This window comes from Vogesella facilis (genome assembly GCF_042648525.1).
GTDB classification, from domain to species: Bacteria; Pseudomonadota; Gammaproteobacteria; order Burkholderiales; family Chromobacteriaceae; genus Vogesella; species Vogesella facilis.
Genome location: NZ_JBHRXN010000015.1, coordinates 26671 through 38364, shown reverse-complemented (window position 1 = coordinate 38364; position 11694 = coordinate 26671). Strand labels below are relative to the sequence as shown.

10 protein-coding genes are annotated in these 11694 nt (G+C 61.7%); 6 read left to right on the top strand and 4 right to left on the bottom strand.

Going from position 1 to position 11694, the window contains the following annotated elements; genetic code table 11:
* Positions 1-638: 638 nt before the first annotated feature.
* The 4 genes from gyrB to ACFOLG_RS07580 all read right to left on the bottom strand — a co-directional run bounded on the left by gyrB (position 639) and on the right by ACFOLG_RS07580 (position 6136).
* The gene (gene gyrB / locus ACFOLG_RS07595) at positions 639-3029 is read right to left on the bottom strand and encodes a DNA topoisomerase (ATP-hydrolyzing) subunit B (protein WP_386090297.1); all 2391 of its coding nucleotides are present in this window, start codon (positions 3027-3029) and stop codon (positions 639-641) included.
* 107 nt (positions 3030-3136) lie between these two features.
* Complete coding sequence (dnaN, locus tag ACFOLG_RS07590; RefSeq protein WP_386090295.1) at positions 3137-4246, bottom strand: DNA polymerase III subunit beta; 1110 nt, start codon at positions 4244-4246, stop codon at positions 3137-3139.
* A gap of 37 nt (positions 4247-4283) precedes the next feature.
* Entirely contained in the window at positions 4284-5732 is a 1449-nt protein-coding gene (gene dnaA, locus ACFOLG_RS07585; RefSeq protein WP_386090292.1) for a chromosomal replication initiator protein DnaA, read from the bottom strand.
* A gap of 200 nt (positions 5733-5932) precedes the next feature.
* Positions 5933-6136 carry a hypothetical protein gene (locus ACFOLG_RS07580; protein WP_386090289.1) on the bottom strand — a complete coding sequence of 68 codons (204 nt, stop codon included), beginning with the start codon at positions 6134-6136 and terminating at the stop codon, positions 5933-5935.
* On the opposite strand from ACFOLG_RS07580, the gene rpmH reads away from it, so the two are divergent.
* The 6 genes from rpmH to ACFOLG_RS07550 all read left to right on the top strand — a co-directional run bounded on the left by rpmH (position 6135) and on the right by ACFOLG_RS07550 (position 11521).
* On the top strand, positions 6135-6269 hold the full coding sequence (gene rpmH, locus ACFOLG_RS07575) for a 50S ribosomal protein L34 (RefSeq protein ID WP_088965802.1): 135 nt from the start codon (positions 6135-6137) through the stop codon (positions 6267-6269). The genes ACFOLG_RS07580 and rpmH overlap by 2 nt on opposite strands.
* Before the next feature lie 3 nt (positions 6270-6272).
* Complete coding sequence (rnpA, locus tag ACFOLG_RS07570) at positions 6273-6626, top strand: ribonuclease P protein component (protein WP_386090287.1); 354 nt, start codon at positions 6273-6275, stop codon at positions 6624-6626.
* Positions 6611-6820, top strand: a complete 210-nt coding sequence (gene yidD, locus ACFOLG_RS07565) for a membrane protein insertion efficiency factor YidD (RefSeq protein ID WP_349587864.1) — start codon at positions 6611-6613, stop codon at positions 6818-6820. The genes rnpA and yidD overlap by 16 nt, the downstream gene beginning before the upstream one ends.
* A gap of 17 nt (positions 6821-6837) precedes the next feature.
* A complete protein-coding gene (gene yidC, locus ACFOLG_RS07560; RefSeq protein WP_386090285.1) occupies positions 6838-8490 on the top strand; it encodes a membrane protein insertase YidC in 1653 nt (550 codons plus the stop codon).
* Positions 8491-8625: 135 nt separating this feature from the next.
* Positions 8626-9978 carry a tRNA uridine-5-carboxymethylaminomethyl(34) synthesis GTPase MnmE gene (gene mnmE, locus ACFOLG_RS07555; RefSeq protein WP_386090282.1) on the top strand — a complete coding sequence of 451 codons (1353 nt, stop codon included), beginning with the start codon at positions 8626-8628 and terminating at the stop codon, positions 9976-9978.
* Positions 9979-10303: 325 nt separating this feature from the next.
* The gene (locus ACFOLG_RS07550; protein ID WP_386090279.1) at positions 10304-11521 is read left to right on the top strand and encodes a tyrosine-type recombinase/integrase; all 1218 of its coding nucleotides are present in this window, start codon (positions 10304-10306) and stop codon (positions 11519-11521) included.
* Positions 11522-11694: the final 173 nt, after the last annotated feature.

The following is an 11694-nucleotide window of genomic DNA, read 5'->3' as shown; positions in this document are numbered from 1 at the left end:
AAACGGGCTATCGCCGGTAGAGTTTGAGAAGCAATATTTCCAACGGCTCAAGAGTGTCTAGAGAAGCTGGGGCGATTCACTGGGGCGATTCAGAAGCCCTAAACGGTAAACCCTCTGAGCCAAAAACCTTTTTCAAGATTGCTAATCATGCGAGAAATTCATCTAAGCACATGGATGGTGCAACTGATGTTGAGTTTCGATCATGGCCTCAAAAAGATGCGAAGGACATACTCGGACGGGCCGTAGATAACTACTACAACCTTATGTCCCATGAAGACTTGCCAGAAACCCCAAATGTGCGACGGTTTTTACTTTCTCGTGATACATAAAATGCATAACTTGTCGGTCAACCGAACCCGCCTCTGGCGGGCCGGTTACCTCTAACGTTAGTGTCCACTTTTTCATGAAGGCATCGACTGCTTTGGGTCGGTAGCCGCCATTGGCCAAAACTTGAGTCAATGACCGCTAAGGCCGAAAAGCGGTCAGGACTTCACCATGAGACGGATTGTGTTCAGCGGCCTAAAAATAGCAAATGGCCTCCAAACTTGGAGGCCATTTGCTAATCTGAATGTAGAGAGCAGAATCCCAAAAATCTAGAAAAGTGGGAAAAATCTAGATATTCGTGGGATCCTACAAAATTAAACGTCAATATTCCGCGCAATCAAGGCGTTACGTTCGATGAATTCGCGACGTGGCTCCACGTTATCACCCATCAGGGTGGTGAATACATCGTCGGCGGCCATGGCGTCTTCGATTTTCACTTTCAGCAGGCGGCGCACGGTCGGGTCCATGGTGGTTTCCCACAGCTGACCGGGGTTCATCTCGCCCAGACCCTTGTAACGCTGGATGGACAGGCCCTTGCGTGCCTCGGCCAGCAGCCAGTCCAGCGCGTCGCCAAACTCGGCCACCGGCTTGACGGTGTCGCCGCGTTTCACCGTGGCGCCGTCACGCAGCAAGCCCTGCAGCATGTCGCCGGTTTTCACCAGCACTTCGTAGTCGGCGGTGTCGAGGAAGTCCTGGTCCAGCACCGTTACCTGCACGTTGCCATGCAGCTTGCGGGTGATCTTGATCAGCCATTCGTCGTTCTTTTCGTCGCGCAGCACGCTGAGCGCGATCAGCTCCTCCGGCAGCACCGCGGCCAGCGCGCTGCGGGCGGCGTTGGCGACGGTTTCGCTGTCCAGCGCGATGCGGCCAACCTTCAGCAGTGCGTGCAGCACCAGCGGGTCCACCACGCGGCTTTCGCGCTCGATGGCGGCGCGGGCCTGCAGGTACTGGCGCGCGATCTCGGCCAGGGTGTCGCCGGACAGGGCGGCTTCGCCGGCAGCCGGCACCAGTTCGGACTTGTCCAGCGCCAGCTGCAGCAGGTACTGGTTCAGCTCGAAGTCGTCCTTCAGGTAGCGCTCCTGCTTGCCGTGCTTGGCCTTGTACAGCGGCGGCTGGGCGATGTAGATGTGGCCGCGCTCCACCAGCTCCGGGGTCTGGCGGTAGAAGAAGGTGAGCAGCAGGGTGCGGATGTGCGCGCCATCCACGTCGGCATCGGTCATGATGATGATGCGGTGGTAGCGCAGCTTGTCCGGGTTGTATTCGTCCTTGCCGATGCCGCAGCCCAGCGCGGTGATCAGGGTGGCCACTTCCTGGCTTTGCAGCATCTTGTCGAAGCGGGCGCGTTCGACGTTGAGGATCTTGCCCTTCAGCGGCAGGATGGCCTGGAACTTGCGGTCGCGGCCCTGTTTGGCGGAGCCGCCGGCGGAGTCACCCTCGACCAGGTACAGTTCGGACATCGCCGGGTCTTTTTCCTGGCAATCCGCCAGTTTGCCGGGCAGGCCCAGGCCGTCCATCACGCCCTTGCGGCGGGTGATTTCGCGCGCCTTGCGCGCGGCTTCGCGGGCGCGGGCGGCTTCCACGATCTTGCCGGTGATGATCTTGGCTTCGTTGGGGTTTTCCAGCAGGAAGTTCTTCAGCGCCTCGTTCACCACTTCGTTCACTACCGGGCCGATTTCGCTGGAGACCAGTTTGTCCTTGGTCTGGCTGCTGAACTTCGGGTCCGGCAACTTTACCGACAGCACGCAGGTAAGGCCTTCGCGCATGTCGTCGCCGGTGGTGTCGACCTTGGCCTTCTTGGCCACTTCGCTCTCTTCGATGTAGCCGTTGAGGGTGCGGGTCATCACCTGGCGCAGCGCGGTGAGGTGGCTACCGCCGTCACGCTGCGGGATGTTGTTGGTGAAGCACTGCACGTTCTCCTGGTAGGAGTCGTTCCACTGCATCGCCACTTCCACCGTCATGCCGTCTTTTTCGCCGATGCCGTAGAACACCTTGTTATGCAGCGGGTTCTTGTTGCGGTTCATGTAGCCGACAAAGCCGGCTACGCCGCCGGAGAAGGCGAAGTTTTCTTCCTTGCCGTTGCGCTCGTCGATCAGGGTGATGGCCACGCCGTCGTTGAGGAAGGACAGTTCGCGGATGCGCTTGGCCAGGATGTCGAAGTGGAATTCGATCTTGCCGAAGGTGGCTTCGCTGGCGTGGAAGGTCACCTGGGTGCCGCGGTGGTTGGTGTGGCCGGTCATGGTGAGCGGCGCCACGGCTTCACCGTGGTTGAACTCCATTTCGTGCACCTGGCCGTTGCGCCAGATCTTGAGCTTGAGCCAGTCGGACAGCGCGTTCACTACCGACACGCCCACGCCGTGCAGGCCGCCGGAGATCTTGTAGCTGTTGCTGTCGAACTTACCGCCGGCGTGCAGGATGGTCATGATGACCTCGGCTGCCGAGCGGCCTTCTTCCGGGTGGATGTCGGTAGGGATGCCACGGCCGTTGTCTTCCACCGAAATGGATTCATCCGGGTGGATGGTGACTTTGATGGTGTCGGCGTGACCGGCCAGTGCTTCGTCAATAGCGTTGTCCAGCACTTCGAACACCATGTGGTGCAGACCGGTGCCGTCCTGGGTATCGCCAATGTACATGCCGGGGCGCTTGCGGACTGCGTCCAGACCCTTGAGGACCTTGATGCTGTCTGCGCCGTATTCCTGTTCGCTCATAAAACCACTCTTGTCTTGATTCGTCCGGGGCTTGCCGCCCTACCGGTTGCGGCCAACGTTGGCCGCAACAGCGCGCGCAAGGCTTGCCCTGCGCGCCTGCCCACGCATCAGATGCGCATCGGCATCACGATGTACTTGAAGTTGCTGTTGTCCGGAATGGTGACCAGCGCCGAGCGGGTGCCATCGCCGAAGGCCAGCTGCAGGGTGTCGGCCGGCAGGTTGGTCAGCACGTCCAGCAGGTAGTTGATGTTGAAGCCGATTTCCAGCTCGCCGCCCTGGAAGGCGATTTCCAGCTCTTCTTCCGCTTCTTCCTGCTCGCTGTTGGTACACAGGATGGACATCGCCCCCGGCTTGAGCACCAGGCGCACGCCGCGGAATTTCTCGTTGGCCAGGATGGCGGCACGCTGCAGCGCCTGCAGGAAGGTAACGCGCTCGATCAGGAAGATCTTGTCGTTATCCAGCGGGATCACACGGTTGTAGTCGGGGAACTTGCCGTCCACCACCTTGCTGATGATCACGGTGCTGCCGAAGCTGAAGCGCACCTGGTTGGACAGCAGCTCGATGTTGATCTGCTCGTCGCTGTCCTGCAGCAGCTTGTACAGCTCGAGGATGGTCTTGCGCGGCAGGATCACTTCGCTCTTGGCCAGGCTGGCCTCGATGTCGGCGCAGGCGAACGCCAGGCGGTGGCCGTCGGTGGCGATCAGGCGCACCTGGTTGCCCTCGGTCTGCAGCAACAGGCCGTTGAGGTAGTAGCGGATGTCCTGCACTGCCATCGCGTACTGCACCTGGGCGATCAGGCGCTTCAGGTCGCGCTGGCTCAGCTGGAAGCTGGCCTCGGCGGCGCTGCCGGCGGTCAGCAGCGGGAAGTCGTCGGCCGGCAGGGTCTGCAGGTTGAAGCGGCTCTTGCCGGCTTTCAGCGTCAGGCGGCCAGCATCCTGCTGTTCCAGGGTCACGGTGGCGTTGCCGGGAATGGCGCGCAGGATGTCCTGCAGCTTCTTGGCCGAGGTGGTCAGGCGGAAGGCCTCGCCAGCCATGTCGTCCGGGCTGGCGGTGGTGATCTGGATTTCCAGGTCGGTGGCGAGAAAGCTCACCGCGTCGGCCTTTTTCTCGATCAGCACGTTGGACAGGATCGGCAGGGTGTGGCGGCGCTCGACGATGCCGGTGACAGCCAGCAGGGGTTTGAGCAGCGCGTCGCGTTCGGCTTGCAGAATCAGCATGTGCAGACTCCCGGGTTACAGGTTCGTTTAATCGGTTTCAGTTACGCAGCATGGCCAGCAGCGTATCGTAATCGTGCGCTATGTCACCATCACTACCGCGCATCTCGGCAATGGTCTTGCAGGCATGCAGCACGGTGGTGTGGTCGCGGCCGCCAAAGGCGTCGCCGATATTGGGCAGGCTCAGCGAAGTCAGCTCCTTGGCCAGCGCCATCGCTACCTGGCGCGGACGGGCGATGTCGCGGCTGCGCTTCTTGCTGTGCATGTCCGACAGCTTGATCTTGTAGTACTCGGCCACCGTCTTCTGGATGGCATCGATGGTGACCTGGCGGTTGCCGGCGGCCAGGATGTCCTTCAGCGCTTCCTTCACCAGCTCCATGGTGATCGGCTGGCTGGTGAAGCGGGCGTAGGCCACCACGCGCTTGAGCGCGCCTTCCAGCTCGCGCACGTTGCTGCGCACGTTCTGGGCGATGAAGAACGCCACGTTGTGATCCAGCTTGGTGTTGTCGGCCTCGGCCTTCTTCATCAGGATCGCCACGCGCATTTCCAGCTCCGGCGGCTGGATTTCCACCGTCAGGCCCCAGCTGAAGCGCGAGATCAACCGTTCCTCCATGCCCTCGATCTGCTTGGGGTAGCTGTCGCAGGTCATGATCACCTGCTTGCCGCCCTCGATCAGCGCGTTGAAGGCGTAGAAGAATTCTTCCTGGGTGCGGTTCTTGCCGGCAAAGAACTGGATGTCGTCGATCAGCAGCAGGTCCAGCGAGTGGTAGTAGCGCTTGAACTCGTCGAAGGCCTTGTGCTGATAGGCGCGCATGATGTCGGCGACGTAGCGCTCGGCATGAATGTAGCGGATGCGCGCCTGCGGGTTCTTGGCATACACGTGGTTGCCGATGGCCTGGATCAAGTGGGTCTTACCCAGACCCACGCCGCCGTAGACGAACAGCGGGTTGTAGGCGGCATCGCCCGGGTTTTCGGCGATCTGCAGCGCGGCAGCGCGCGCCAGCTGGTTGCCCTTACCGGTCACCAGGGTGTCGAAGGTGAACGCCGGGTTGAGGCGGGTGCTCTCGTGTCCTCCGCCAATGGCCTTCAGCGCGGTCTGCTTCGGCGAGGCCGCCACCGCCGGCGCTAGCGACTTGTCGGCGCCGACATCGACCGCGGCCACGTTGGCCGCACCGGCCGCCGCCGGGGCGGCACCGGCGCGGGCGCTGCTCTTGGGCGGCGTCGGCGCGGCCGGGGCGGCGCCGGCCGGCGCACCGATGCGCAGCTCCACCGGCAGTTCGCCCAGCAGTTCGATCGCCAGCGCCTCGATGCGCGCCAGGAAGCGATCCTTGATGAACTGCAGGATGAAGCGGTTGGGCGCGTACAACACCACCGCCTCCTCGGCCACTTCGGCGGCCAGAGGGCGGATCCAGGTGTTGAATTGCTGCGAGGAGAGTTCTTCCTCAAGCCGCGTCAGGCACAGGGGCCAGAATTGTTCCGGTTCGGTCATCAATGAGTCATTAAAAACAAAATCCCGCCGCAGACAGTTTTGGCGCGGCGGGAACAGCTGCCGGCGGGTGACCGACAACGTTTTATTTGGGGTTCTGCTGAGGGGGCCGGGTTGCGCGCCGCCAGTAGCAGGCAGCGGGGACAGACTCGGCAGCAGAGCGGCATCTGCAAGAGGGGTAATTCTATAGTGTTTGATCAAAGTTATCCACAGCACTGCAAGCTTTTTACGCAGCGCGCCCGCCAGACCGACGTCATGGACTGACGAAAATCAAACAGCTGTTCTGTGGCGCGGCCACCCGCCCGGCCCGCGTCGCGACGGCCGCCCCCGTCGACAAGGTTGACAAAAGGCGGTTTTATCTGTGTAATCACGCGTTTATTTCCGTTTCGAAACAGGAAAATCATCATGAAACGTACTTACCAGCCGTCCAATACCCGTCGCAAGCGCACCCACGGTTTCCTCGTTCGTTCCAAGACCCGCGGTGGTCGCGCCGTTCTGGCCGCCCGTCGTGCCAAGGGTCGCAAGCGTCTGGCTGTATAACGCTTGGATCACACCTTTCGCCGTGCGCACCGGCTTTTGAAAACGGATGAGTTCTCATCCGTTTTTCATTTGCGCAACGCGCGCAGCAATACACTGTTCCAGGTGTACGCCCGGCCCAACGGCCTGGATCACCCGCGACTGGGGCTGGTAGTCGGCAAGAAGGTCGCCAAGCGCGCCAATCGCCGCAACTACATCAAGCGCACGGTCCGCGAGTGGTTTCGCCAGCACCGCGACACGCTGCCGGCGATGGATTTCGTGGTGCGCTCACGCCAGGCCTATCACCGTGACGAATACCATGACGCCATCGCAGCGTTGGCCGCACTCTTTGCTAAACTAGCGCGATGTCGCAACTCCTGATCCTGCTGGTGCGTTTCTACCAGCTGGCCATCAGCCCGTGGCTTGCGCCGCGGTGCCGCTACCAGCCGACCTGCTCCAGCTACGCCATCGAGGCCCTGAGAAAGCATGGCGCACTCAAGGGCGGCCTGCTTGCGACACGACGGATTTGCCGTTGTCACCCCTGGGGCGGCAGCGGTTATGACCCGGTTCCCTGACCTTTCCGGTAAGTAAGATGGACTCCAAACGACTGATCATCTTCATCGCGCTGTCCTTCGGCATTCTGCTGCTGTGGCAGAACTACTTCGCGCCGAAGCCCACCGCCAAACCCGCCGTGCACCAACAGGCCAGCGCGGCAGCCTCCGGCAATGCCGACCTGCCGGCCTCGACTGCCGCCCCGGTGGCCGACAGCGCCAAGCTGGCGCGCGGCCAACGTGTGGTGGTGGACACCGACGTGCTGCACGCCGAAATCGACACCAACGGTGGCGACCTGCGCAGCCTGCAGCTGAAAAAGCACAACGCCGCCGAGGACGCCAGCAAGCCGTTCGAGCTGTTCACCGACAAGGGTGAACGCCTGTACGTGGCGCAGACCGGCCTGATCGCCGCCGGCAATGCCGCGCTGCCGACCCACAAGACCGTGTTCACTGCCGAGCAGACCAGCTACAGCCTGCAGGGCGACAAGGTGGAAGTGAAGCTGACCGCCCCTGACGCCAATGGCGTGAAGGTCAGCAAGGTGTACACCTTCAAGAAGGGCAGCTACCTGATCGACGTGCGCTACGACATTGCCAACGGCACTGCCGCCCCGCTGTCCACCACCGCCTACTACCGCCTGCTGCGTGACGGCAAGGCACCGGAAGGCGAAGGCCGCTTTGCCCACACCTTCACCGGCCCGGCGGTATACACCGCCGAGAACGCGTTCCAGAAAGTGGACTTCTCCGATCTGGACAAAGGCAAGGCCGAGTACACCAAGAACGCCGACAACGGCTGGGTGGCGATGATCCAGCACTACTTCATGAGCGCCTGGATCCTGAAGCCGTACGAAGGCAACGCCGTGTGCGCCAACGCGCAGGCCTGCACCTTCCAGCTGGAGCCGAAAAACGGCAGCTACTCCGCCGCCGTGATGGTGAACGTGGCGCCGATCGCCGCCGGCAAGAGCGCGTCGTTCACCGTGCCGCTGTACGCCGGCCCGGAGGAATACAACCTGATCACCAAGGTGGCCGACGGCATGGCCTACGCCAAGGACTTCGGCAAGGTGCACATCTTCGCCTCGCCGCTGTTCTGGCTGCTGACCAAGCTGCACGCCATGGTGCAGAACTGGGGCTGGGCGATCGTATTCCTGACCCTGCTGGTGAAAGCCGCGTTCTACCCGCTGACCGCCGCCTCCTACCGCTCGATGGCCAAGATGAAGGCGCTGGCGCCGCGTCTGGAAAACCTGAAGCAGCAGCATGGCGACGACCGCATGAAGTTCCAGCAGGCGGTGATGGAGATGTACAAGACCGAGAAGGTCAACCCGCTGGGCGGCTGCCTGCCGATGCTGATCCAGATTCCGGTGTTCATCGGCCTGTACTGGGCGCTGCTGGCTTCGGTAGAACTGCGCCAGGCTTCCTGGATGTACATCGTCGACCTGGCCCGCCCGGACCCGTACTACATCCTGCCGGTACTGATGGCGGTGAGCATGTTCGCGCAGACCTTCCTCAACCCGCCGCCGGCCGATCCGATGCAGGCGAAGATGATGAAGATCATGCCGCTGGCGTTCTCGGCCATGTTCTTCTTCTTCCCGGCCGGCCTGGTGCTGTACTGGGTAGTCAACAACCTGCTGTCCATCAGCCAGCAGTACTACGTGAACAAGAAGATCGAAAACGCCCGCAAGGCGGCACTGCAGTCATAAGCTGCGGCCAACCTTGCAAGCTAGAATCCAAGCCCGGCCACATGGCCGGGCTTTTTGATATACCTAAGCAAGACCATGCCGCTAGCGCCCGCCCCTTGCGAGCGCTGCCGACATGGCCCTGAACCGGAAACCAGCATGAACCTCGCCTACACCCCCAGCACCATCTGCGCCGTTGCCACCGCCCCCGGGCGCGGCGGCGTCGGCGTGGTGCGCATCTCCGGCCAGCAGCTGCTGCCGTTCGCGCAGGCCATCAGCGGCGGCAAGACGCCCAAGCCGCGCTACGCCACCTACAGCGACTTTTACGCCGATGACGGCAGCGCCATCGACAATGGCCTGCTGCTGTACTTCCCCGGCCCCAACAGCTTTACCGGCGAGGACGTCATCGAGCTGCAGGGCCACGGCGGGCCGGTGGTGCTGAAGATGCTGATCAGCCGCTGCCTGCAGCTGGGCGCGCGGCTGGCGGAGCCGGGCGAATTCACCAAGCGCGCGTTCCTGAACGACAAGCTGGACCTGGCGCAGGCGGAAAGCGTGGCCGACCTGATCGACGCCGCCAGTGAAAGCGCCGCCAAGAGCGCGCTGAAATCGCTGAAAGGCGCCTTCTCGCACGAGATCCACGTGCTGGTGGACGAGCTGATCAACCTGCGCATGCTGGTGGAAGCCACGCTCGACTTCCCCGAGGAAGACATCGACTTCCTGCAGAAGGCCGACGCGGTGGGCCGGCTGCGGAATCTGCGCGGCCAGCTGCAGACGGTACAACGCACCGCGCGCCAGGGCGCGCTGCTGCGCGAAGGCATGCACGTGGTGCTGGTGGGGCAGCCCAACGTCGGCAAATCCAGCCTGATGAACGCACTGGCCGGCGACGACATCGCCATCGTCACCGACATCGCCGGCACCACCCGCGACACCGTGCGCGAGGAGATCGTGATCGACGGCGTGCCGGTTCACATCATCGACACCGCCGGCCTGCGCGATACCGACGACGTGGTGGAGCGCATCGGCATCGAGCGCACCTGGCAGGCGGTGGAACGCGCCGACCTGGCGCTGGTGCTGATCGACAGCCGCGAAGGCATCGTCGCCGACACCCAGGCCATCCTCGACAAACTGCCGGCCAGCCTGCCGCGCGTGCATGTATTCAACAAGGTGGACCTGGCCGGCGGCGAGGTTGGCCGCAGCCAGGAAGACGGCCACCCGGTGGTACGGCTGTCCGCTCGCACCCACGCCGGCGTGGACGACCTGCGCGCGCTGCTGCTGGAGATGATCGGCTACCAGGGCGAAGACGCCGGCGTATTCCTGGCGCGCGAACGCCACCTGGACGCCATCGCCCGCGCCGCCGACCACCTGGCGCTGGCCGAGCAGGACTGGCAGCTGGTGGAAATCTTCGCCGAGGAGCTGCGCATGGCGCAGAACGCGCTGTCGGAAATCACCGGCCGCTTCACCCCCGACGACCTGCTGGGCGTGATCTTCTCGCGCTTCTGCATCGGAAAGTGAATTAACATCCAACCTCGTCTGATGCCTTCCAAAACACCCACACAAGCCCCGAAATACGGGGCTTTATCCATCCAACAAAGTCCAACAGATTCCATAGACAGCCAGCTGCTTTAGGTACACAATTAGGTACACGACACCAAATTAACGGGCAAATCGTGTACCTAAATGGTGACAAAAGCTCGGCCAAACTCCCCGTTTCCGACGGTTAAACAGCCTAAGAAATACAAAGCTAACAGATACCATTTCTTCTAAACCCATTGCAATACAAGGCTTCTACGCTGAGTACGCGTGTACCTAATATGTGTACCTATTGAGGTGATCAGCCATGCCACGCCAAGCCATTCCGCTGACGGACACCAAGATCAGGGCTCTAAAGCCCAAGAACGAACGCTACCGAGTAAGCGACGCCGGCGGTCTGCTGCTCGAAGTCATGCCCAGTGGCTCCAAAATCTGGCGTTACCGCTATCAATTACACGGCGTTCGCCAAGCCCCCTTGACTATCGGCCCTTATCCCGAGATCAGCCTGGCGGCTGCTCGCAAGCAACGGGATGAATGGGCAGAGCTGGTAGCTCGCGGCGAGTCACCCAAGCGAGCAGTACAAGCGGCCAAGGCCGAGAAGCGCAACACGGTAGCTGCCTTTGCCGAAGGATGGCTTGCTGAGCAATTGGAAGGCAAGTCCACCAGTTATCAGAAAACCATGCGCCGGGTGATGGAGAAGGACGTGCTGCCCTGGCTGGGTGGCATGCCGCTGACTGAGGTGAAACCGGGTGACGTGTTGGAGCTGTGTGACCGTATCAAGTCACGTGGCTCACCAAAGATGGCGCTCCAAACCCGTAACGTCGTCAAGCGTATGTACGACTACGCCATCGCCCGCCGGATGGTGGAGAACAACCCCGCTGCCGCTCTGGTTGCGCGCTTCATTGCTACAGAAGAAAGTCGTACTCGGGCACTATCCGGTGATGAAGTTGGGAAAGTACTGCGCGCTATATACGCTTCGGACATCCGCCGTGCGCTCAAGCTCGCCCTGCATCTGCTGGTAATCACCATGGTGCGCAAGACCGAACTGACGGAAGGGAAGTGGGAAGAGATCGACCTGGAGGGTGGAGTGTGGGACATCCCGGCCGAGCGCATGAAGAAGGACCGACCGCACCGTGTGTACCTATCCCGGCAAGCCAAAGAGTTACTGCTAGAACTACGTGCCCTGGCCGGCCATTCTGCTTACCTGTTTCCAAGCACGCGCGGCAGCGATGACCGCCCGATTTCCGGCAGCACGCTGAATCAGGCCGTAAGGGCGCTCTCGCTGGACGTTCAGCATTTCGTGCTACATGACTTCCGCCGTACCGCTTCTACCCACCTGCACGAGATGGGGCATCCATCTGACGCCATTGAGAAGGCGCTCGCACACAAGATTGTTGGCATCAAAGGAGTATATAACCGTGCCCAGTATGCAGATCAACGTAAGGTGATCATGCAGGCATGGGCAGACTTTGTGCAGGCGCAAATCGAAGGAGCCAAGGTTACGCCACTCTTCAAGACGGCCTAGTTACGCAACTAAACGAAGGCCGGCACATGCGTGTCCGGCCCACTGGTGGCAGTCAATCCAGCGTTTCAGGCGCAGCTCGACTTGGGCCTGGCGGCAAGTTGAACGGTGGCCACGACCCCGTGTGCAGGCGCTTATAGCACCTGACCACTGACGGCTGGATCACATGGGGCATA